Consider the following 22,721-nt stretch of genomic DNA (forward strand, 5'->3'; position numbering starts at 1 on the left):
TAACGACCACTCACGTTACTTCCTTATTTGGTACTCGCTTTAAGGATGTGCCCATCTTCTTTATCACATTCTTGTTTCATTACTTCTAAGCCCGTTTTAAAGCATGTTCGCCAAGCGGTTTCAACATCGGCATCGTACCCAGAATCACACTGCCGAACCGTTTCTAACAAACTCTCAAGCCAAACATCAAAATCCTGCGGCTCTATACCAATATCTGCACTTGCATGCTTTTTCCCATACTTTTCCACCATTTTGTGCGCTTCGGTCGAGGTATCTGCCATCATAAAAAATACGATAGACCCTCTAAGCATTCTCACTTGTTGGTGCATGTCTATACCGTCAAACTTCTGTCTAAAGTTGGCACTTTTCGACCATAAATTTTTGTAGAACAAGTCGAAAAACTCCTGATCTGAAGTACAACGTTCATAGCTATCATTAAAAACTTCAATCACGTTCATGTTGCTTTCCCCTACGCCTTAATATGAGTTTAATTTAATATCAAATAAAAGCTTCCAAATAAGGACTTTTAAGTTTCAAACCGATCAACCCACATCGATTTTCAACAAAAAGTAAAAAGTGATTTAAATAAACACCCTCTTATCAATGAAAAAATATCCATTATCATGACCCCATATTCGAGGTACGCATGGTTGTCGATGCTAGTGCATCCTCATCTGTCATCACATAAAGAGGATATAAACGTGTCCCATCAAATCATTACCGATCTAAATAGCCGTTACACTGCAAAAAAATATGATGAAACCAAGCGCGTTTCTCAAGAAGACATGGCGATAATCAAAGAAGCACTGCGCTTGTCAGCGTCTTCTATCAACTCACAACCATGGAAATTCATCGTTATTGAAAGTGATGAAGCGAAGCAACGTTTCCACAATACGTTTGCAAATATGCATCAGTTTAACCAACCACACGCGAAAGCCGCATCACATACGATTCTGTTTGCTTACGATCCTAAATTTACTAAAGAGAAATTTGCGAAGCGTGTGGATGCAGAAGTAACATCTGGCCACTTGCCAGCGGAGATGTACAACAACTTTATGGGTGCTTACGCTTTTGCCGATGCAAATACGGACGAAAATGGCTTCAACGGAAACTGGACAAAAGCACAAGTCTATTTGGCACTAGGCAACCTACTACACACATTGGCACGACTAGGCATTGATTCAACACCGATGGAAGGTGTCGATCCGGCTCTGATTGGAGAAGAGTTTAAAGAAGAGCTCGAGGGCCATATTTGTGAAGTTGCACTGGCGATTGGCTACCATAAGGATGGGGAAGATTATAATCATGGTCTTCCAAAAGCGCGCCTTGCAATGGATGATGTAATTACGACTCTATAGTCGACCATTGTCTTAGCTTAGCGACTTAAGTCATTGTTTAAACTAAAAAGAGCCGCATTAATGTGCGGCTCTTTTTTACTTGGTTCTGCGTCAACTTTACGCTACTTGCTCTGACTTAAAATTACCAAGCAATGCATCGTAAAGCTCATTGTCGCTTAACACACCAACCAGCTTATTATCTTCAACCATAAGCAGAGGCTGATTGCTACGCTGTTTAAGTTCAATCGCTTCTCGCATACTGATTTCTGGGCTAACCTGAACCAGAGAGTTTTCATTAACTTCGTCAAGGTTCGAAGAGTCGCTCTTCCATTGAATCAACGATTTATCTTTATCCGCTAAACTTAACCCCTTGCTCTCTTGTATCACCCAAATATCTTTATCAGGGCAAATCAGAACACGCGTATCTTCGCGAACCAAATCGTCACGCATTAAGGAACGTCCCTTCAGCACATTTAATGGATTAGTGTGAGCAACAAAGTCCGCCACATAATCGTTTTCTGGAGCAAGAATGATCTGTTCTGGCTTGCCATGTTGAATCAGCTTTCCTGATTCCATAATGGCGATGTTGTTACCGATTTTAAGTGCTTCATCTAAGTCGTGACTCACAAAAAGAATGGTTTTGTTTAGCTTTTCTTGAAGCAGAATCAATTCATCTTGAAGCTGAGCGCGAATCAATGGGTCAAGCGCTGAAAACGGCTCATCCATTAACAAGATATCTGTGTCCATCGCGAACGCTCGCGCTAGGCCAACACGCTGCTGCATACCACCAGAGAGCTCGTGCGGGAATTTCGTTTCCCACTCAGACAAACCGACCATTTCGAGCTGTTCACGCGCTTTTTTACGGCGCTCTGCTTTGCCAATGCCTTGCATTTCTAGACCAAACGCAACGTTATCTAATACCGTTAACCATGGCATCAATGCAAACTTCTGAAACACCATGGATACGCGGTGAGTACGAAGGTGGCGCAACTTCTGTTCGTCACAGTTAGAGAGCTCAACCATGTCGTCGCCGTCTTTAATTTTCAGAGAGCCACGAGAAATATCGTTCAACCCGTTAACCGTTCGCAGCAAACTTGATTTACCCGAGCCCGAAAGCCCCATCAAGACACAGATCTCACCCTGTTTCACGTTCAGCGAAACATTATCAACCCCAACCACTTGGCCAGTTTCATCAATGATTTCTTGTCGAGACTTCCCTTGATCTAGTAGTGCTAGCGCCTGTGCTTGTTGCTGACCAAAAACGACATCAAGATTTTTAATAGTAATAGCGTCCATGATTATGCCTCCTTCTGGTTTGGTGCTTTACACAAGCGATCAAGAATGATGGCAACGAGTACAATCGCTAAACCAGCTTCAAAACCTTGTGAAATGTTTACCGTATTCAGTGCACGTACGACTGGCTTACCAAGTCCATCAGCGCCAACAAGCGCCGCAATGACCACCATAGAAAGAGACAACATAATGCACTGCGTAACGCCAGCCATAATACTTGGCAATGCCGCAGGTAACTCCACCTTAAACAGTAGCTTCATACGGCTGGCACCAAATGCTTTACCCGCTTCAAGTAGCTCCTCCGGCACTTTAATAATGCCGAGGTACGTCAATCGAATTGGCGCAGCGATAGCGAAAATGATGGTCGAGATTAGGCCAGGAACAATACCCAATCCAAACAGAACCAAGGTTGGAATTAGGTAAACGAATGTCGGGACGGTCTGCATTAAATCGAGTATTGGCCGCAACAAGGTGTATAACCAAGGACGGTGCGCCGCCATAATGCCCAACGGCACGCCAATTAATACGGAAATCGTTGTCGCTGCAAACACAAGGACAAAGGTTTCCAGCATTTCTTGCCAGTAACCAAGGTTGAGAATTGCGAGTAAGGCCAACACGATAAATACGACAAGAGGAATGCTGCGGTGTAAGAACCAAGCAATTGCCGCCGTCATAATGATTGGCGCTGCAGGTGGCATCCATTTAAAAATGTCCACCACGAAAAGAATGATCGTTTCAAGTGTAATAGAGATTGCATCGAAAAAACCCGATGCATTGATGGTTAACCAATCGACGCCAGTTTCCATCCATTGGCCCAACGGTAGTTTGTTGTCCGTAATAAAATTCAAAATAAAACCTTTGTGTTAATGAAGCGGGCAAAACTGCCCACTTTCTTTTAAAAAAACGAGCTCAAATACTGCTTATTAAGCGTTTGTTTTTAAGTAGTTTGTAATAGCTGTTAGCGCATCTTGGCCATCTACCGTTTTCACGCCCTCTAGCCACGCTTCAATTTGCTCTTGGTTTGCATTCAACCATGCTTGCGCTGCTTTTGATGGCTTCTGTTTCTGGTTAAGAATCGCTTCCATCAGTTCATTTTCCATTTCTAGGTTAAACTCTAGATTTTTCACTAGCTGACCTACATTTGGACACTCAGCGAGGTAATTTTTACGTACGTTTGTGTAGACGTTCGCGCCGCCGTAGTTAGGACCGAAGAAGTCATCACCACCCGCTAGATATTCCATTTCAACGTTACTATTCATTGGGTGCGGCGCCCAACCTAGGTACACAATCCATTGATTGCGGCGTGCGGCACGTGATACTTGAGACACCATGCCAGCTTCACTGGACTCAACTAGGCTGAAATCTTTTAGGCCGAATGCGTTACTATCAATCATTGACTGAATTAAGCGGTTGCCATCGTTTCCTGGTTCAATGCCGTAAATGCGGTCTTTAAATTTGTCGGCATGTTTTACTAGGTCAGCGAAGTTGGTTACGCCTGCGTCATAAACGTATTTTGGAACCGCTAGCGTGTACTTTGCGCCAACGAGATTCGCGCGTACGGTTTCAACAGTACCTGCATCACGGTATTTCGCGATATCACCTTCCATCGTTGGCATCCAGTTACCTAAGAAAATGTCGATATCGCCATTAGCCATAGAGGAGTAAGTTACAGGCACAGACAGAAGATCGGTCTTCGTTTTGTACCCCAACCCTTTAAGTAACTCTGATGTAACGGCAGTGGTCGCTGTGATGTCAGTCCAACCTACATCTGCGAAACGAACCGTTTCACATTGGTTGGCGTAAGCGCCTGTTGCTAAAGTACTTAGTGCAATTGTTGAGAAGATTTTTGTCATCTTAGACATGTTGAATTCCTTGTAATGATTACTGACTTTTTCATTTTATGAGATCGAATCGAGATCTCTTTTTGGCGGATGCATTCGTTGCATCTCTTGCCAGTCCGGTGCAATCCAAACTGGTACGTTGTTCGACGTTTCTAGGGCGTTATCCAAAATCATATCCGCGGCGCGTTCTGCCACCATAATCGTTGGCGCATTTAAATTACCGTTCGGAATGGTTGGGAAAATAGAAGAATCCACCACACGCAAGCCTTGAATACCGCGTACTTGGCATCGCTCATTTAAGACGGCTAATGGGTCATTATCTGCGCCCATTTTGCAGGTACAAGATGGATGGTAAGCACTCTCGACGTTTTGCTTCACCCATTCATCAATCTGTTCATCCGTTGTGATGTTCAGACCGGGTTGGATCTCGTCCCCACGAAACTCATCCATGGCTGGCTGATTGAGGATCTCGCGAGTAAGGCGAATACAATCACGCCAATCCTGCTTATCTTGTTCAGTGGAAATGTAGTTAAACTCAATCTTCGGCTTATCATTCGGATTCGCAGAGACAACTTCGACCGACCCGCGACTTTCTGGCTTGTTAGGTCCGACGTGCACTTGGAAACCATGACCATCAAAAGCAGCTTGCCCGTCATAGCGCATTGCCGCTGGCAAGAAGTGATATTGAATATTTGGCCACTTTAGTCCTTCACGAGAGCGGATAAACGCACACGATTCAAAGTGGTTAGTAGCACCAAGGCCTTTGCGAGTTAATATCCACTCAGTGCCAATCAAGCCCTTGCTCACCAACCCTAATTTGCTGTTGAGCGTGATAGGTTGTTTACAGTGATATTGGAAGTACACTTCTAAGTGATCTTGCAGGTTTTTACCTACTCCCTCCAACGAGTGTTTCACCTCAATGCCCGCTTTTTCTAATACTGCCTTAGGGCCAATGCCTGAAAGCTGCAACAGCTGAACGGAGCCAACCGAACCCGCACTCGAAATCACTTCATTATTCGCAAAACATTGCTGAATTGAACCTGACTTTTCAAATTCAACGCCTACCGCTTTCTTACCTTCTGCACCAGTTTCTTCTAATAAAACTCGATGAACCGTCACCCTCTTCATTAGGGTGAAGTTTTTGCGTTTTTTAGCGCGGCTTAAGTATGCATTAGAGGTCGAAGCGCGTACGCCTTTGTCGACGGTCATATGCATTGGGCCAAAGCCCTCTTGCTGATAACCGTTGTAATCTTTTGTTTCTGGGTAGCCCGCTTCTTTGCCTGCATCAATAAAAGCTTGGTACAGTGGATTGAGCTTCATATCGTTGCCGTTACATGTGCCGACTGGACCGTGATCGCCCCGATATTCATCAGCACCACCAATCCAAGACTCTGCTTTACGGAAATAAGGCAAACACGACTGATAATTCCAGCCTTTCGCACCTTCCTCTTCCCACTGGTCAAAGTCACAAGCGTGTCCGCGAACGTAAACCATGCCGTTGATAGATGAGCTACCGCCCAGAACTTTTCCGCGAGGACAATGAAGTTGGCGACCATCCAACCCTTGCTCTTCAACCGTCTCAAACTGCCACGCGTATTTTTCAGTGTTCATCGGGTAAGAAAGCGCTGTTGGCATTTGTATAAAAATACTTTTATCCGACCCACCCGCTTCGAGTAATAGGACCGAATTTTGACCACTTTCACTTAAGCGATCCGCTAACACACAGCCGGCCGAACCCGCACCGACGATGATGTAATCGTAGTGTTGTTGCATTTTTATTCTCCTAGGAGTTAATACTCATCACCGTAGATAAGTGAACGAAATTAGCGTAGGAAAAATGCTTGAGAACAAGGCGGAAATTTTGATAAGTAGTTAACCTACAATCAAAATTGACAACGTAGTTATCGAGCATTTTAACAAGCTAAAGTGGTCAGTTATCTACTATGAGTAGTATCATTTGTAAGGGCTTTCGAAGTCGCTTAGCTGAACCAAAACACTCTTCGTTTGTGTGTAATGTTTAAGGGTTTCGACTCCGTTTTCACGGCCAACACCTGATTGCTTGTAGCCGCCAACTGGCATTTCCGCAGGTGAGTCACCCCATGTGTTCACCCAACAAATACCCGCTTGAATTTGGTGTATCACACGGTGCGCACGAGATAGGTTTTGAGTAAAGACACCTGCCGCTAAGCCATAATCGGTGCCATTTGCGCGCGCAATCACTTCCGACTCATCGCGGAATTTCAGAACTGACATTACCGGGCCAAAGATTTCTTGTTGAACGTGGCTCATGTCATCATCGCAATCGACAAATACGGTTGGAGCAACAAAGTTACCATTAGCTAGACCATTGTCTGTTACTTTGTAGCCGCCAGTCAGTAACGTCGCGCCACTCGCTTTCGCGGCTTCAATCGCTCCTAGAACTTTCGATTCATGATCTTTAGAGATTAGCGCGCCAATTTGCGTGTTCTCATCAAGCGGATCGCCGACGACTAACAGCTCGGTTCGGGCTTTAAGCTGTGCGATAAAGTCGTCATAAATACCTTCATGGACAAATACACGTGTACCATGCGTACAAACCTCACCTTGGGTGTAGAAGTTCGCCACCATGGCCGCAGAAACGGCATCGTTTAACTTCGCATCATCAAAAATAATCAGCGGAGACTTGCCACCCAGCTCCATCGTTACTTGTTTTAGTGTCTTAGCGCTGTCACTCATGACGACTTTACCGGTGCCTGACTCACCCGTGAATGACACTTTTGCGATATCAGGATGCGCCGTTAGCATCTGTCCTACTCGGTAATCCCCTTGCACGACATTAAATACGCCATCTGGCATGCCCGCTTCTGAATAAATTTCGGCGAGCTTAAGCGCCGTTAATGGTGTTTCTTCTGATGGCTTGAAGATCATTGCGTTGCCCGCAGCGAGTGCTGGCGCCGATTTCCACATCGCAATTTGAATTGGATAATTCCAAGCGCCAATACCCGCGCAAATGCCCAATGGCTCACGACGTGTATAGAAAAACTGATCGTCGCTGAGTGGCTGCTGTTCACCTTGTAGACTTGGAGCAAGGCCAGCGTAGTACTCAAGAACATCGGCACCTGTTGTGACATCAACCGCGATAGCTTCTTGAATGGGCTTACCAGTATCTGCCACTTCCAATGCAGCCAGCTCGTCATTACGCTCACGTAAAATGGCAACGGCTTTGTGTAAAATACGGCTGCGCTCAATCGCAGTCATCGCCGACCATGCAGCAAAACCTTTCTTGGCCGATTCAATCGCTGCTTGAAGATCGTCTTGGTTCGCTTGTTTAATGTTGGCCAATGGCTCACCATTCGCCGGATTGTAAGTGGTGAAGTGTTCATCTGAACACCCGTCGTACATCGCACCATTGATATAGTGTGCTTTCATTTCCATTTTGAAGACCTGTAACTTTTATATTTTTTCAGAATAAAACGTAAGTTGTTTTTCGAGATAATCGTTGATGATGATTCTCGCTCTTTCTGCATCAATGCCTTGCGGGTTGAGCGTTCCGCGCAGCCAAATTCCATCAATAAGTGATGCAATACCATGAGCAACCAATTCAGCCTGCTCTGCATTTAATAATGCTTTGAGTTCTTTTCTTAGATGGGACAATAGACGTCGTTCGTTGACACGCTGCAAACGCTTGAGCTGCTCGTCATGCATTGAGTACGACCAAAACGCCAGCCAAGTCTTAGCAACTTGGTTTTCTGCCTGATAGCCGACAAAGTTACCATCAATGATGGCGTTAATTCTTTGGTGATGAGCATCACTTGGCAACTCACGTAACTTCTGTGTGATAGTGGACGAAAGCTGACGCAAGATTTCTCGCATCGTTTCCTCCAGCAATCCGTGCTTACCACCGAAATAGTGGTTGATAATCCCCGTTGATACACCGGCTTCTTTGCTGATTAACGAAATACTCGCCGCGTGTAAACCGACTCTATCAATCACTGACATTGTCGCTTTCACAAGCTGCGGTTTTCTGATTTCAGGCATCCCCACCTTTGGCATTTTGCGTCCCTGTTATTTTTAATTGAACGGTTAGTTAAATATAAAATGCCTGAAAATTAATTCGAACTCAAATTATTTTTAAAGAAAAATGTTAGTAAAAAAGGATGAAAAGTTGAGGGTGTACGAAAAATCGCTCGGTAAGAACTTGTTGGGATAACTAGATTTCAGTTTAAGAACAAACAAACAAGAAAAACAAAATCAAACACTTAACTCTTTCTCTATTTTTAAAACGATGATGAACGAGTTGATTTTTGAACAACAAAAATCTGTGCCACAAAAAATTTATATCGACCACTAATCATTTCACCTGTACATGGTTTGTTTGTACAAAGAATAGACACACTAGTTTATTATAGTTTTGTATACACAAGTGGCATTCGCACTTTGAAGGTGAAGGAGGCAAAAAGAGAGGTTATATTGAACGCCATGAATATGCGATTCGATATCCTTAAGCCATTTTTAAGTAATATCGCCAAGTGACTTTAAGATGTTAGATTCAGCGTTTTATATTCGAAGCAAGGATCTCAAAGTCACTTGGCTATCAAAGTAAATGGGAGGGATAAGTTCAGATTCATCGTGCGATGAGCCTGAACTTTTGATTTCTGTTACGCTAGCGAGCGACCTTTCACGCAGTTGCGTCCGTTCGCTTTCGCTTGATAAAGCAATTTATCGGCCTGATCGCAAAGTGATTTAAAACTCATCTCATTATCTTCAGTGGTAACGACTCCAAAACTACAGGTCACTCTCACTTCTTCTTTCTGTTCCGTAACAAAGCCATGTAGGGATAAAGCGCTACGTAAACGTTCTGCAGTAATAAGGGCGTTTTTATGGTCTGTATTGGGCATAACAACAACAAACTCTTCACCACCAAAGCGAGCAACAATGTCGTTCTCACGTACAGTTTCCTCCAACACTTTGGCAACGCCCGTTAGTACGGTATCTCCAAACACATGCCCATAGGTATCATTTACCTGCTTGAAATAATCCACATCGATTAACGCTAAAGTTACTGGCCCCGATTGTGGTTTATTTGGCACCATTTTCTGTTTATCGAGTTTGCTATCTACCCATTTATTTAAAGCTAGATAACCGTACTTAACTTGCTCGACTTGCTCAAAAACAAAGTGTTGTATCTTTTCTTGCTTAGATTGAGGTACCGGTTTCTCTTTTCGCTCACGCCTCACTTCTACTGGCTTAGTGAACCAGTCCTCTAAAAAACGGCGATTGAACAACCCTGTCAATGTGTCTGTCTTTGCGAGGCGACGCATTCTCAAACGCGAGCGATTGACGACGAGAAATACTACCGCCATCAAAAATAGAACACCGATGAGCGCAAGTAGCGCTTCACCCAATAAGTAAAAAGTACGACGGTTATTTTCTAGCTCCATACGCTGCAACACATTGTTCCAATTGAGATCTTCGTTCTCATATTCAAGTCGTTCCAACTCAAATAACGTCTGCTGGCGCTCAAGATTTTCAACTTCTCTTTGATTGCTAAATTGGATAAATTTATCGTGATAGTTACCGTAAGTTTCGAATGCTAGTTTAAAGTCATTGCTTCCCGCATAGGCCATAGCGGCGACTTTTAGTAGCTCCATTTGCTGTTGCTTGACGTATCGACTCTCTATAATCTCCGGCAGCATTGGCGCGATCATCGCTAAAAGTATTTCAAATTGCTGCTGCTCTAACATATATTCGGCTTGTAACAACTTAAATGTTGCCAAATACGCGCTAGACGTTTCTCTGTACTGTAAATTCTCCGCCAGCTTTAACGCTCGCTGATATGACGCTATCGCCTCTTCGTATTGGAACTGTGCTTTATGAAGTTTCGCTATCGTCAAAACGCTCAACAACTCATTGAACGACATACGCCTATCCCTAAAGTAGCGATATGCTTGTTCCAAAAGCGCCTCAGATCGGTCGTAGCCCTGAATTTTGACAAGCACGTCACCTAGCTCTAATGCTGCACGTTCGACCAACCCGTGAACACCTGAAGATTCAGCCGCATCCATGGACGACATAAGTGCAGCATAGGATTTTTTAAACTCACCTTGCTCATCGTAATAGCGTCCTTTTAGCAACAGGATTTCTGATTCAAGTTGCTTATCACCATTCTCACGCGATGTTTCCAACAAGCTATCCAACGCAGAAAGCGCGGTATCGATATCGCTCTTTCCAACCATAGTTCGCATCTGAATCAACTTAAACAGGAGATACTCATGGCTCTGTGGACGCACAAGCTCCAATCCTTTTTGAACGACACTCTGACTCTCTTCTACGCGCCCTAGCAGCTCTAAAACCGTGGCCTTGGCAAGCCAGTAACGCACCAACAGCGCTGTTGGTTGGTTTTGTAGTAAAGACTCTTCTTCTAACGCTTCAATCAAAGCTAAAGAACTCTGAGGTAATGCGTAAATTTGATTTTCGATGCCTTCTAACGACTGTAAAAACTTACCTTCCTGTTCCACCTTTTCTGTGGAGGCCTGAACAGAAAAACACAGACACCCCAATAATAGCGGCATCGTCCTAAGCGAATGAAATAGTGACATTATTGCTCTTCCCTAATGGGTAGTTACTTCAGTGTAATTGAGAATTCTGATTATTTATTATTAAGACAACTGAAGGTTATTCAGTCAGCCTCATATTCCCATGTATTTTGCGCTGAATAATAAATCACCATCTTTAGATGCCGAAATAGTTTTCGGTTACAATATGACCAATAAGAGTGTTTTTTACACACCAAGAATGACGATCTCGTTAGTGAGACAAAAGATCGTCTTAGTTGTGAGTTGATACATTTACATGACAAGCAATATAGAACTAACCATTCACATTAGAAATAGAATCAATTTTTATACCGTTCGATGAGATAGCAGTCGACCATGCATCCAATACATTTTTCAGATAGAAGCAATAAAAGAAAGGAGAAAATGGAAGGAAGCGGACAATCAAACTCGCTCCCCTTTTTTATGTTGCAGAAGGGGTTACATTCGCATTCCGCCATCGACTTCGAACACTCTTCCGGTCACGAATTCGTTGGTTAACACGTATTTTATGGTCGATGAAATTTCATCCGCCAAACCTAAACGTCCAACCGGAATCATTCCGATTAAACGTTCCATCGCTTCAGGTTTTATTTGGTCTGTCATGGCAGTTTTGATGACACCCGGAGCAATCGCCACTGAGCGAATTCCGAAACGCCCTAACTCTTTCGCCCACACCGTTGCCATGGTGGCTACCGCCGCTTTAGATGCTGAATAGTTGGTTTGACCAATATTCCCGGCACGCGCAACGCTGGATATGTTGATCAGAACCCCTTTGCTATCGGTGTTCAGCATTACCCTGCTCGCTTCACGGCCACACAGGAAAGTGCCTGTTACATTCACATCTAGAACAGACTGAAATTGTTCCAGCGACATCGTGTTAACCTGACCATCTTTGACTTTAATGAACATACCATCACGCATAATACCTGCGTTATTGATAACGCCATTGAGCTGCTTGAAATCTGCCTCAATTTGCTCAAAAGCAGTGCACACCTGCTGTTCGTCAGTCACGTTCGTCACATAAAAGCGAGCGGTAACGCCGAGAGATTCACATTCCGCTTTCGTTTCAGCCAGTTGCTCTGAATTGAGGTCGATAAGCGCAAGATGAACGCCATTTTCCGCCAGTGACAGTGCCATTTGTTTACCCAGCCCCTGCCCTGCCCCCGTGATCGCAATGACCTTATTTGCTAACTCCATAAGCGCTCCTTAGGCCTGATTTTGCTTTTGGTAGAACTCAAACAAGCTTGAAAAATCTTTTTGCCCGTTGCCCTGACTGTTGTGAAAATTAAACAGATTACGAGCCAAGCTGCCCATTGGCGTTGATGTTTGACTGGCAACCGCCGCTTCCATCGCAAGACCCAGATCTTTAGCCATTAACTGGCTCATAAAGCCGCCTTGATAACCATTGCTTGCAGGCGTATTTTCCATCACACCTGGGCAAGGGTTATAAAGCTCTAGCGCCCAGTTACGCCCTGAACTTTGCAACATGATGTCGGAAAGCACTTTGGGATCGAGTCCGTTTTCCATCCCTAAATTGAGTGCTTCACAGGTGCCGCTCATCAAAATGCCCAACATCATGTTATTGCAGATCTTCGCCACCTGACCAGCTCCAGCATCACCAGCATGGAAGATGTTTTTACCCATGTGGCTAAGCACCGCTTTGGCTTGAACAAAGTTCTCTTGTGAGCCGCCAACAATGAAAGTTAACGTACCTGCTGCTGCGCCCGCAACGCCACCAGATACTGGTGCATCAACAAAACTGATACCAAGTTGCGATGCTTTTTCGCCAACCAAACGAGCAGTCGTAGGATCGATGGTGGATGAATCAATCAGCAAGGTGCCTGATTCGACGCTATCTAAGATGCCATCTTGACCAAGATAAACGCTTTGAACGTGTTGGCTCGCTGGCAGCATAGTGACAACCACCTCCACACCTTGTACTGCCTGCTGAACGGAATCGGCACTTGAAGCGCCCAATGCGGTCAACTCCTCAACTGCGCTTAGGTTCAAATCAAATACTTCGACATTCAAGCCCGCTTTGAGTAGATTCTTAGCCATAGGCGCACCCATGTTACCAAGGCCAATAAATGCAATTTTGTCCATATCGTATTTCTTCCTTGTACTAAAGTGCCGCTATAGCTACCGACGATGCGGTCAGTGGGTATTCTGCTGAGTCAATTGGCGAGAAGAAGCGCTCCAAAACTTGTGGCGTTACGTCAGAAACCGTGCGATGTTGCCAAGTCGGTTGATTGGTTTTATCAATAATCAGCGCACGAACCCCTTCTCTAAAATCACCTTCTAAGCCACAACGTAGTGTTAGGTTAAATTCCATATCAAAACACGCTTTCAAAGAGAGTTTTTGATACTGCGTTAACTGCTGATAAGTGATACTGAGCGACAACGGACTGCCATAGTTCAGTGCTTTTTGCGCATTGACGAACCACTTGCTATCAACGTTAGCACGGCTGATTGCATCAACAATTGACGCTAAGTCACCCGAACATAACTGCTCAATCAATTCCGCATAGGGCATCAACATCCCTTCGGTTGGCTCGTCCACGTGTACCGAACGCAGCGTAGTGGCGATTTTTTCGTTGATGTTCGCTTCACCTTTCCAACTTACCGATGCAAGCAGATCCAGCAGCACTTGCTTGTTTTCTGGCTGTGCAATCCATTGGCTTAACCCCAACGCTTTCATATCTGTTGCGTTAATTTGGCAAGCTGTCAAACTCAGGAAAAGTGCCAAATGTTTTGGCAACTGGTTTAGGAAGTACGTCGCGCCTACATCTGGGTAAAGGCCAATTTTAATCTCTGGCATTGCAAAGCGTGTGGTGGTTTCTGCTACGCGATGGCTGGCACCCATAAACAGGCCAACTCCCCCGCCCATCAAATAACCATGTCCCCACGCGATGATCGGTTTTGGATAAGTATGAATAAGATGGTCACAGCGATATTCGAGGTCAAAGAAGGTTTCCATCGCTGAAAACGCAGAATCAAAGTCTTGCTCTTTGTTTTCAAGTGCACGGTAGATCGCTTGAATATCACCACCAGCACAAAACGCTTTTTCACCTTGAGCATGCAAGAATACCGCGATGACGCTGTCGTCCGTTTGCCATTCATTAAGCTGTTTGTACAACTTCTCAATCATCACGTAACTCAACGCGTTGAGAGCTGCTGGGTTATCAAGCTCTAGCACACCAATAACAGAGCCATCAGCGCACTCAAGTTTTGAAACATTTACTGTACCTGTCATTTGGCCTCCGCTAGCTGTTTGTCCATTGTGGCTTGCGCTTTTGCAAAAACGCATTCACACCCTCAGTCTGATCTTGTGTATTGAACAGCTGCAAAAACAGTTCACGCTCCAAAACCAATCCAGCTGCATGAGTTTGGCTGCGTCGACCTTGAATTAGCGTTTTGCACGCAGACACAGATTTCGGTGATTGACCTGCAACACGCTGTGCTAGCTCCATAGCCGCTTCGAGTGCTTGACCTTTCGCCACCACCTCTTCGACTAACCCAATTTTTTCCGCTCGCTCGGCCGTCACACGCTCGCCACACAGGATCATACGCTTCGCCCAACCTTCACCTACCAACGCGGTCAGGTTTTGCGTCCCACCCGCACACGGCAACAAACCTACCGATGCTTCAGGAAGTGCCATTTGTACTTGTTCTTCTGCGATACGAATGTCACACGCCATCGCCACTTCCAGACCGCCGCCCATCGCGTAACCATTAATCGCTGCGATAGAAACCCCATCGAATGCAGAAAGCGCTTCAAACGCTTCACCAAATGCGAACGCCATGTTTGCTGCTTGTGATTTATCACCCGATGCAAAGTTATTAAGATCTGCTCCAGCAGAAAAGAATTTCTCGCCTTCGCCTGTTAAAACCAACGCATAAATAGAGCGATCATTACTAAGTTCAATTGCCAACTCTTTTAGCTGATTCAAAGACTCAAGCGTCCAAGTGTTCGCTGGCGGATTACTAATCGTGAGCTTGGCAATATGCGCTTCGCGCTCTAATTTGATTTGTGCCGTCATAATCTTTCAGTCCTTTTTAATTTCTTTAGGTAAGGCTGTGTCTCGCTGACTAAAGCAGCTCAACGCCTTCCGTTAGTAATCGTCTTGCGACGATCAGACGCATGATTTCGTTGGTACCTTCAAGGATTTGGTGAACACGAACGTCTCGGAAATGGCGCTCGACTGGATATTCTTTGATGTAGCCATAGCCACCGTGAATTTGCAGCGCCTGATCGCAGACTTTAAAGCCCACATCAGTAGCAAAGCGTTTTGCCATGGCACAGTACGCACTTTTTTCTGCGTGCTGGGCATCGAGTTTAGCGGCAGCGAGTCGCACCATTTGACGCGCAGCGACCAGCTCAGTCGCCATATCAGCAAGCTTGAACTGCAACGCTTGAAATTGCGCCAGTGAACGGCCGAACTGTTTGCGTTCGTTCATGTATTGCTTGGCTTCGTTCAGTGCTTGTTGCGCAGTACCGACGGAACAAGTAGCGATATTGATTCGACCACCATCAAGGCCAAGCATGGCGAACTTAAAGCCTTCTCCCTCTTCACCCAACAGATAGTCAGCCGGAATACGAACATTTTCGAAGGTAATCATGCGAGTTGGCTGGCAGTTCCAACCCATTTTGGCTTCTTTTTTACCGTAGCTAATGCCTTCGCAATCAGCAGGAACAACGAATGCAGAAACGCCACCCGCTCCTTCACCACACGAACGCGCCATCACGACCAATACATCTGTATCACCCGCACCCGAGATAAACACTTTTGCTCCATTGAGGACAAACTCATCGCCATCACGCACTGCGCTAGTCGTTAGAGAAGCGGCGTCAGAGCCGGCATTAGGTTCGGTTAAACAGTAGGAAGCGAGCTTTTCACCCGAAATTAGATCCGCGCTAAATTGCTGCGCCACTTCTGCTTTGGCAAAGCTGGTGATCATCCACGTCGCCATGTTGTGAATGGTCATAAACGCAGTAGTCGCGGTACAACCCATAGCCAACTGCTCGAAAATGATCGCCGCATCCAAACGAGATAACCCTAAGCCACCATGCTCTGGCGGCGTATAGATGCTCAGAAAGCCCAGCTCACCCGCCTGACGCAGTACATCTTTAGGGAAGTGATGGTTTTCATCCCACTCGGCCGCATGAGGCGCTAACATTTGGTCTGCAAACTGCTTTGCTACTTCGGCAAACGCGAGTTGATCTTCGTTTAATTCAAAATCCATCTTGAAGTCCTAAGGTCTAATTCGTTGCATTTGTATCCGAGCCAAGCCCACTTAAACGGTGGCGCTTGGCTAGAGGTGTCGCTAATCCAGTAATTAGCTAAGTTGAATGGTCATGTTTGGACCGCTTGGAATGTCATCTTCAAACCAACGCGCGGTGACAGTTTTCGTCTCGGTGTAGAAGCGAACCGCTTGTTTACCGTAAGCATGCAGGTCGCCGTAGAAGCTGCCTTTCCACCCAGTAAATGAGAAAAATGGCAATGGCACCGGAATCGGCACGTTGATGCCTACGTTACCTACTTCGATATTGTGTTGATACTTTCTCGCGGCAGCGCCGTTCGCCGTAAAAATAGACGTACCATTACCAAAGCGGTTTGCATTGATCAGTTTAATCGCTTCATCTAGGTCATCCACTTCCATAGTTAACAGCACAGGCCCGAAAATTTCTTCCTGATAAATCGACATGTCTGTGGTCACGTTGGTAAACAGTGTTGGCCCCACCCAGTTACCGTTCGGGAAGCCAGGCACTTGGCAGTCTGTTCCATCCAGAACACAATTCGCGCCTGACGCTTTGCCTTCATTAATCAGATTCACCACTCGCTGCTTCGCTTGAGGGCTAATCAGCGGACCATAACCGGCGGTTTCATCATCCCACGCGCCAGGCTGAACCTGAGCTAACGCCTCTTTAAGCTCTGGAATCCATTCTTTGGTTTCGCCGACAAATACGGCAACCGAAATCGCCATACAGCGTTGGCCTGCAGCACCAACTGACGCGCCAACTAGGTTATTGATGACTTGCTGTTTGTTTGCATCCGGCATGATGACCATGTGGTTCTTAGCACCTGCAAATGACTGCACGCGTTTCAGGTTGTCTGTACCTGTTTTGTAGATGTACTCACCAACGGGCACAGAGCCAACAAAAGAGATCGCACGAACAACTGGATCAGTCAGAATGCGGTCGACTTGCTCTTTGGTCCCGTGAACAACTTGCAATACGCCTTTTGGTGCGCCAGCTTGTTCAAACAGCTCCGCCAGTTTCATTGCCGTTAGTGGCACTTGCTCTGACGGCTTCAAAATAAAGGTGTTGCCACAAGCGATCGCCATCGGGAACATCCACAATGGGATCATCGCAGGGAAGTTAAACGGTGTGATGCCAGCACAAACACCGAGCGGTTGAATGTAAGAGTAACCATCAATATTGGTTGCGACATTCTCAACCGTTTCGCCCATCATTGAGCTACAAATGTTCGCCGCTTGTTCTACGACTTCAATCCCACGCCAAATGTCACCCTTTGCATCCGCGAGGGTTTTGCCTGTCTCACTTGAAAGCAGTATCGCCAACTCATCGTGTTGCTCTTTTAGCAAATGTTGGTAGCGCAACATCAATCTAGCACGCTCCGGCGCTGCAACTTCTTTCCAGCGTTTGAACGTTTCTGTTGCGCTGGCAATCGCCGCATTCATTTCCGATTCCGTGGCACAAGGTACTTGTGCAATCACTTCGTTGGTTGCCGGGTTGGTTACATCTAGCCATTGTTTTGAATCGGAGATGGCAAATTCACCACCGATATACTGCTTTACTTGTTCTGTCATGATGACATCCTTGTATTTTTCAGCTTGTTACTAACTACTGTTATGTAAGTGAAACTTTGTTGAGAGTGATTTAGCAGATTTCAATCGCGATAGCGGTAGCTTCGCCGCCGCCAATACAAAGCGATGCAACGCCACGCTTACCACCAGTTTGTTTTAGCGCATGAATCAAAGTGACAAGGATTCGATTGCCACTTGCGCCTATTGGATGCCCCAGCGCACAAGCCCCTCCGCGAGGGTTCACTTTGCTCTCGTCCAGTTCGAGAGCTTTCACCGCGTATTGAGTCACGACAGCAAAAGCTTCATTGATTTCCCAAAGGTCCACGTCTGATTTGTCCCAGCCCGTTTTTTCCAGCAGCGATTCAATCGCGAAGACTGGTGCGATGGTGAACTCATCAGGCTGTCTTGCATGCGTGCTGTACGCGACAATTTTGGCTAGAGGCTGAAGGTTTTCCTGACGACCAAACTCACTATCGACTAAGATCATTGCCGACGCACCATCCGAAATGGAACTAGAGTTTGCTGCGGTTACGCCGCCATCTTTGGCAAACGCAGGGCGTAAGGCAGGAATTTTAGTGACGTCGAGTTTGCTCGGTTGCTCATCATCTACAACCAAGGTTTCGCCGCGTCGACTTTTTACGTTAACAGACACGATCTCTTCTTTGAACAAACCTTGTTCGATTGCTTGCTGCGCACGAGTCAACGACTGTTGCGCCCAGGCATCCATACTTTCACGGCTGAACTGATACTTTTGCGCCGTCTGTTCTGCAAAGACACCCATCAGCTCGCCTTGGTAGGCATCCTGCAACCCGTCATAAAACATGTGATCAAGCACTTGCTCGTGACCTAAACGGAAACCATCACGCGCTTTCTTTAATAGATAAGGAGAAGACGACATGTTTTCCATGCCACCAGCGATGACAGCATGCGCATTACCAGATTGAATAAGGTCATATGCCAGCATCACGGTTTTCATACCCGATCCACAAACTTTGTTCAGTGTCGTACAACCAATCGATTGTGGCATTTCAGCTTTAAGGCTTGCTTGTCTTGCAGGCGCTTGCCCCACACCGGCGGGTAAAACGCACCCCATCAACACTTCGTCTATTTTGTGCACATCGAGTTGGCTTTCGGCTAGCGCCCCTTGAATGGCTTTCGCACCGAGTTCCGTGACATCTGTTGAAGCTAATGCACCTTGAAAAGAGCCGATAGGCGTTCGCTTAGCGGCAACAATCCATGTTTCATTTTTCATTCCATTAACCTTTTGTTGACGTTTACGTCATAACTATACTAACATTTACGTTAACGTCAAGTTTGAGGTTATTGTTTGTTCGAGTGATTCTTTGATTTCGAGTAAATGCGAGTGATATCAAGGCTCAAGAGTGGATGTTGTTTGTTTACTTTAACGTTAACGAATTGTATATTCATGTAAATGTTATACGAAAGTCGTAAGGTTAAGGAATGAACACATTTAAGATCAGCGAGCTCGCGAAAGAGTTCGACATTACTACTCGAAGCATTCGCTTCTACGAAGATTTAGGTCTCCTAACTCCAGAACGTAAAGGCAACACTCGAATCTACAATGGTCGTGATCGAATTCGACTAAAACTGATTTTGCGAGGTAAGCGATTGGGCTTTTCTCTTGCAGATATCAAAGAGTTATTTGAACTCTACGATACCGATCAAAGTACTGAGCAGTTGAACTATATGATTCGGTTGATCGAAGAGAAGAAGGCAGCATTGCAACAGCAAGCAAACGACATTCAAGCGGTAATGATGGAGTTAAATGCTGCGCAGTTGCGATGCCAAAACACACTGAGATCCATGAAAGGCGAAAAAGTCACCTAACACCTCAACTCTGGGATGTAGGTGACGTAAAGGCAAGGACACGCAATGAAATCTACCTACTCTTCCCTGAACTTTGTTTATGACGAAAATACCGATTTGCTTCGCGAGCAAATCAATAGTTTTGCTGCAAGAGAAATTGCGCCGCTAGCGCAATCTATCGACCAAACTAACGACTTTCCAAACCATCTTTGGTCCAAATTAGGTGACATGGGTCTTTTAGGTGTGACCACCAGCGAAGAGTTTGGTGGTGCAGGCATGGGCTATCTCGCCCACGTTATCGCTATGGAAGAAATCAGCCGAGCATCCGCTTCGGTTGCGTTAAGTTACGGCGCTCACTCCAACCTTTGCGTCAACCAAATCCACCGTAACGGCACACAAGCGCAAAAAGAGAAATACCTACCTAAGCTCATCTCCGGTGAACATATCGGCGCCCTTGCTATGAGTGAACCCGGCGCCGGCTCTGATGTGGTCTCTATGCAGCTTAAAGCCGAACGTAAAGGCGATATTTTCCTATTAAATGGCAACAAAATGTGGATCACCAACGGCCCTGATGCACACACCTATGTTGTCTACGCAAAAACCGACCCAAGCCAGCACTCCAAAGGCATCACGGCATTTATTGTGGAACGCGGATTCCCTGGATTTACTCAAGCACAAAAACTCGACAAGTTGGGTATGCGCGGCTCGAATACGTGTGAGCTGGTCTTCCAAAACTGCGAAGTCCCTGCGGAAAATATTCTCGGCGAAGAAAACCAAGGCGTGAAAGTATTGATGAGCGGCCTCGACTACGAACGTGTGGTGCTTGCAGGCGGCCCACTTGGCATCATGCAGGCGTGTATGGATACCGTTGTGCCTTACATTCACGACCGTAAACAGTTCGGTAAATCCATCGGTGAATTCCAGCTAGTTCAAGCAAAAATCGCGGATATGTACACACAAATGAATGCCGCTAAAGCGTATGTTTACGCCGTCGCTGCCGCTTGTGATCGCGGTGAAACCACCCGTAAAGATTCTGCTGGCGCGATCCTCTACAGCGCAGAGCTGGCAACCAAGATGGCACTGGATGCGATTCAACTACTTGGCGGTAACGGCTACATCAACGAGTTTGATACGGGCCGTTTGTTGCGAGATGCCAAGCTGTATGAAATCGGTGCGGGCACTTCAGAAATTCGCCGCATGCTTATTGGTCGCGAATTGTTTAACGAAAGCGCCTAATCATCATACCTAGGCGGTTCGAACTCGAAACAACTTCCTTATTCAATCTAAATCTTATTCAACCTAAATAAAGACGGGTGGTGACACCCGTCTACCGAATGGAGATCGGCTATTTATGGCTTGTTTGACGACCAATATTAATACCCATTCAGAGCAGTATCAGGAAAACTACCGCTCTATGGCGTCACTTGTAGATCAACTTTATACCGTGACTGCTCAAATAGAAGATGGTGGCGGTGAGAAAGCCCGCGAGCATCAGCAGAAGAAAGGCAAACTTCCGGTACGTGAGCGCATTCTTGCCCTACTCGACCCTGGTTCGTCCTTTCTAGAAATTGGTCAATTTGCTGGCTGGGATGTGTATCCAGATTACGTTCCATGTGCTGGAGTGGTTGCAGGTGTGGGTGTGATTGACGGCACTGAGTGCATGATCGTCGCGAACGACGTGACGGTAAAAGGCGGCAGTTACTACCCACTCACCGTGAAAAAGCACTTAAGAGCACAAGAAATTGCAGAAAAATGCCAACTGCCGTGTGTTTACTTAGTCGACTCTGGCGGTGCTAACCTCCCCCGCCAAGATGAAGTCTTCCCAGATAAAGACCATTTTGGCCGTATTTTCTACAACCAAGCCCGTATGTCGGCCAAAGGCATTCCACAAATTGCGGTGGTCATGGGGCTATGTACCGCTGGCGGCGCTTATGTCCCTGCCATGTGCGACGTATCCATCATAGTCAAAGAACAAGGCACGATTTTTTTGGCAGGTCCACCTCTTGTAAAAGCAGCGACAGGTGAAGAAGTCAGCGCGGAAGATCTTGGTGGCGCAGACGTTCACTGCCGTACCTCTGGTGTGGCGGACTATTACGCAGAAAATGATCACCACGCGTTAGAGTTGGCAAGACAAGCGGTTTCACAAATCAACCACTTGAAACCCGTTCAACTCAAGCAAAAAGCACCACAGGAACCACGTTTTCCTGCCCAAGAGCTGTACGGCATCGTCGGAACCGATCTTAAAAAGCCGTTTGATGTTAAAGAGGTCATTGCCCGAATTGTTGATGATTCCCAGTTCGATGAATTTAAAGCCTTGTTCGGCGAAACCTTGGTCTGTGGCTTTGCCCATATTCACGGTATGCCGATTGGCATTGTCGCTAACAACGGCATTCTATTTTCGGAATCAGCACAAAAAGGCGCGCATTTTATTGAACTGTGCGCACAACGCAAAATTCCTCTGCTCTTCTTGCAGAACATCACGGGCTTTATGGTCGGTCAGAAGTACGAAGCCGAAGGCATCGCCAAACATGGTGCGAAAATGGTAACTGCTGTTGCATGTGCAGACGTGCCGAAGTTTACCGTGGTTATTGGTGGATCGTATGGCGCAGGAAACTACGGCATGTGTGGCCGCGCTTATGATCCAACCATGATGTGGATGTGGCCAAACGCACGTATTTCCGTCATGGGTGGAGAGCAAGCGGCTGGCGTGATGGCGCAAGTGACCCGCGATATCAAAACTCGCAAAGGTGAAAGCTGGAGCGCGGAGGAAGAAGAAGCGTTCAAACGTCCAATTGCGGAGCAATATCAGACTCAAAGCCATGCATACTACGCCAGTGCACGCCTGTGGGACGACGGCATTATTGACCCTGCGAAAACCCGTGATGTTGTCGGCATTGCTCTGTCTGCTGCGCTTAATGCGCCGATACCAGACAGCAAATTTGGCATCTTCCGTATGTAGTCGGATGCAAGGCAAACCTTAACTCCTCGCGAATACCGATGTTTAACAAGTAATGGTTAGC

The 22,721-nt window shown here is 46.1% G+C and carries 19 protein-coding genes; 4 read left to right on the forward strand and 15 right to left on the reverse strand.

From position 1 onward, the window contains the following. Window positions 1-23 precede the first annotated feature (23 nt). The gene (locus R7Z10_RS03740) at window positions 24-458 is read right to left on the reverse strand and encodes a globin (RefSeq protein ID WP_017633662.1); all 435 of its coding nucleotides are present in this window, start codon (window positions 456-458) and stop codon (window positions 24-26) included. 243 nt (window positions 459-701) lie between these two features. Here R7Z10_RS03740 and R7Z10_RS03745 point away from each other — a divergent pair, with 243 nt between their 5' ends. Then, window positions 702-1,358: an NAD(P)H-dependent oxidoreductase gene (locus tag R7Z10_RS03745; protein ID WP_064354707.1), complete on the forward strand. Its 657-nt coding sequence runs from the start codon at window positions 702-704 to the stop codon at window positions 1,356-1,358. A gap of 96 nt (window positions 1,359-1,454) precedes the next feature. Here R7Z10_RS03745 and choV read toward each other — a convergent pair whose 3' ends face one another. From choV to R7Z10_RS03815, 14 genes are all read right to left on the reverse strand, one after another. Further along, entirely contained in the window at window positions 1,455-2,633 is a 1,179-nt protein-coding gene (gene choV, locus R7Z10_RS03750) for a choline ABC transporter ATP-binding protein (RefSeq protein ID WP_042523602.1), read from the reverse strand. A gap of 2 nt (window positions 2,634-2,635) precedes the next feature. Beyond that, complete coding sequence (choW, locus tag R7Z10_RS03755; protein ID WP_005392552.1) at window positions 2,636-3,478, reverse strand: choline ABC transporter permease subunit; 843 nt, start codon at window positions 3,476-3,478, stop codon at window positions 2,636-2,638. A gap of 75 nt (window positions 3,479-3,553) precedes the next feature. Further along, window positions 3,554-4,492, reverse strand: coding sequence for a choline ABC transporter substrate-binding protein (locus R7Z10_RS03760; protein WP_005382646.1), 939 nt, complete (start codon window positions 4,490-4,492; stop codon window positions 3,554-3,556). 36 nt (window positions 4,493-4,528) lie between these two features. After that, entirely contained in the window at window positions 4,529-6,244 is a 1,716-nt protein-coding gene (gene betA, locus R7Z10_RS03765; protein WP_005373209.1) for a choline dehydrogenase, read from the reverse strand. A 180-nt stretch (window positions 6,245-6,424) separates the two neighbouring features. Beyond that, complete coding sequence (betB, locus tag R7Z10_RS03770; RefSeq protein ID WP_025767886.1) at window positions 6,425-7,885, reverse strand: betaine-aldehyde dehydrogenase; 1,461 nt, start codon at window positions 7,883-7,885, stop codon at window positions 6,425-6,427. A gap of 18 nt (window positions 7,886-7,903) precedes the next feature. Further along, on the reverse strand, window positions 7,904-8,503 hold the full coding sequence (gene betI, locus R7Z10_RS03775) for a transcriptional regulator BetI (RefSeq protein ID WP_017820329.1): 600 nt from the start codon (window positions 8,501-8,503) through the stop codon (window positions 7,904-7,906). Window positions 8,504-9,108: 605 nt separating this feature from the next. Beyond that, window positions 9,109-11,049 carry a diguanylate cyclase gene (locus R7Z10_RS03780; protein ID WP_318104011.1) on the reverse strand — a complete coding sequence of 647 codons (1,941 nt, stop codon included), beginning with the start codon at window positions 11,047-11,049 and terminating at the stop codon, window positions 9,109-9,111. Between the two features lie 435 nt (window positions 11,050-11,484). Then, a complete protein-coding gene (locus tag R7Z10_RS03785) occupies window positions 11,485-12,243 on the reverse strand; it encodes an SDR family oxidoreductase (RefSeq protein ID WP_318104014.1) in 759 nt (252 codons plus the stop codon). 9 nt (window positions 12,244-12,252) lie between these two features. Continuing rightward, window positions 12,253-13,149: a 3-hydroxyisobutyrate dehydrogenase gene (gene mmsB, locus R7Z10_RS03790; protein ID WP_318104017.1), complete on the reverse strand. Its 897-nt coding sequence runs from the start codon at window positions 13,147-13,149 to the stop codon at window positions 12,253-12,255. Between the two features lie 19 nt (window positions 13,150-13,168). Further along, window positions 13,169-14,299: an enoyl-CoA hydratase/isomerase family protein gene (locus R7Z10_RS03795; protein ID WP_171343166.1), complete on the reverse strand. Its 1,131-nt coding sequence runs from the start codon at window positions 14,297-14,299 to the stop codon at window positions 13,169-13,171. Window positions 14,300-14,309: 10 nt separating this feature from the next. Then, window positions 14,310-15,086 carry an enoyl-CoA hydratase gene (locus R7Z10_RS03800; RefSeq protein ID WP_017633670.1) on the reverse strand — a complete coding sequence of 259 codons (777 nt, stop codon included), beginning with the start codon at window positions 15,084-15,086 and terminating at the stop codon, window positions 14,310-14,312. A gap of 49 nt (window positions 15,087-15,135) precedes the next feature. After that, complete coding sequence (locus tag R7Z10_RS03805; protein WP_005373226.1) at window positions 15,136-16,290, reverse strand: acyl-CoA dehydrogenase family protein; 1,155 nt, start codon at window positions 16,288-16,290, stop codon at window positions 15,136-15,138. 93 nt (window positions 16,291-16,383) lie between these two features. Beyond that, window positions 16,384-17,877, reverse strand: a complete 1,494-nt coding sequence (locus tag R7Z10_RS03810) for a CoA-acylating methylmalonate-semialdehyde dehydrogenase (RefSeq protein WP_047101355.1) — start codon at window positions 17,875-17,877, stop codon at window positions 16,384-16,386. A gap of 70 nt (window positions 17,878-17,947) precedes the next feature. Then, window positions 17,948-19,126: a thiolase family protein gene (locus R7Z10_RS03815; protein WP_318104021.1), complete on the reverse strand. Its 1,179-nt coding sequence runs from the start codon at window positions 19,124-19,126 to the stop codon at window positions 17,948-17,950. 209 nt (window positions 19,127-19,335) lie between these two features. Here R7Z10_RS03815 and R7Z10_RS03820 point away from each other — a divergent pair, with 209 nt between their 5' ends. The 3 genes from R7Z10_RS03820 (at window position 19,336) to R7Z10_RS03830 (ending at window position 22,660) form a co-directional block, all read left to right on the forward strand. Further along, window positions 19,336-19,722 carry a MerR family DNA-binding transcriptional regulator gene (locus R7Z10_RS03820; RefSeq protein ID WP_005373242.1) on the forward strand — a complete coding sequence of 129 codons (387 nt, stop codon included), beginning with the start codon at window positions 19,336-19,338 and terminating at the stop codon, window positions 19,720-19,722. 45 nt (window positions 19,723-19,767) lie between these two features. After that, on the forward strand, window positions 19,768-20,937 hold the full coding sequence (locus tag R7Z10_RS03825) for an isovaleryl-CoA dehydrogenase (RefSeq protein ID WP_213869863.1): 1,170 nt from the start codon (window positions 19,768-19,770) through the stop codon (window positions 20,935-20,937). 115 nt (window positions 20,938-21,052) lie between these two features. Continuing rightward, window positions 21,053-22,660 carry a carboxyl transferase domain-containing protein gene (locus R7Z10_RS03830; RefSeq protein WP_053349203.1) on the forward strand — a complete coding sequence of 536 codons (1,608 nt, stop codon included), beginning with the start codon at window positions 21,053-21,055 and terminating at the stop codon, window positions 22,658-22,660. Window positions 22,661-22,721 lie beyond the last annotated feature (61 nt).

This window comes from Vibrio sp. Vb1018 (assembly GCF_033338775.1).
Taxonomy (GTDB): domain Bacteria; phylum Pseudomonadota; class Gammaproteobacteria; order Enterobacterales; family Vibrionaceae; genus Vibrio; species Vibrio alginolyticus.

Bases quoted from the DNA above. Each gene is read 5' to 3' on its own strand.
- R7Z10_RS03785 (WP_318104014.1), bottom strand. From the start codon at position 12,243: ATGGAGTTAGCAAATAAGGTCATTGCGATCACGGGGGCAGGGCAGGGG.
- betI (WP_017820329.1), bottom strand. From the start codon at position 8,503: ATGCCAAAGGTGGGGATGCCTGAAATCAGAAAACCGCAGCTTGTGAAA.
- betB (WP_025767886.1), bottom strand. From the start codon at position 7,885: ATGGAAATGAAAGCACACTATATCAATGGTGCGATGTACGACGGGTGT.
- R7Z10_RS03795 (WP_171343166.1), bottom strand. From the start codon at position 14,299: ATGACAGGTACAGTAAATGTTTCAAAACTTGAGTGCGCTGATGGCTCT.
- R7Z10_RS03740 (WP_017633662.1), bottom strand. From the start codon at position 458: ATGAACGTGATTGAAGTTTTTAATGATAGCTATGAACGTTGTACTTCA.
- R7Z10_RS03830 (WP_053349203.1), top strand. From the start codon at position 21,053: ATGGCTTGTTTGACGACCAATATTAATACCCATTCAGAGCAGTATCAG.
- mmsB (WP_318104017.1), bottom strand. From the start codon at position 13,149: ATGGACAAAATTGCATTTATTGGCCTTGGTAACATGGGTGCGCCTATG.
- betA (WP_005373209.1), bottom strand. From the start codon at position 6,244: ATGCAACAACACTACGATTACATCATCGTCGGTGCGGGTTCGGCCGGC.
- R7Z10_RS03820 (WP_005373242.1), top strand. From the start codon at position 19,336: ATGAACACATTTAAGATCAGCGAGCTCGCGAAAGAGTTCGACATTACT.
- R7Z10_RS03815 (WP_318104021.1), bottom strand. From the start codon at position 19,126: ATGAAAAATGAAACATGGATTGTTGCCGCTAAGCGAACGCCTATCGGC.
- R7Z10_RS03810 (WP_047101355.1), bottom strand. From the start codon at position 17,877: ATGACAGAACAAGTAAAGCAGTATATCGGTGGTGAATTTGCCATCTCC.
- choV (WP_042523602.1), bottom strand. From the start codon at position 2,633: ATGGACGCTATTACTATTAAAAATCTTGATGTCGTTTTTGGTCAGCAA.
- R7Z10_RS03800 (WP_017633670.1), bottom strand. From the start codon at position 15,086: ATGACGGCACAAATCAAATTAGAGCGCGAAGCGCATATTGCCAAGCTC.
- R7Z10_RS03780 (WP_318104011.1), bottom strand. From the start codon at position 11,049: ATGTCACTATTTCATTCGCTTAGGACGATGCCGCTATTATTGGGGTGT.
- R7Z10_RS03760 (WP_005382646.1), bottom strand. From the start codon at position 4,492: ATGTCTAAGATGACAAAAATCTTCTCAACAATTGCACTAAGTACTTTA.
- R7Z10_RS03805 (WP_005373226.1), bottom strand. From the start codon at position 16,290: ATGGATTTTGAATTAAACGAAGATCAACTCGCGTTTGCCGAAGTAGCA.
- R7Z10_RS03825 (WP_213869863.1), top strand. From the start codon at position 19,768: ATGAAATCTACCTACTCTTCCCTGAACTTTGTTTATGACGAAAATACC.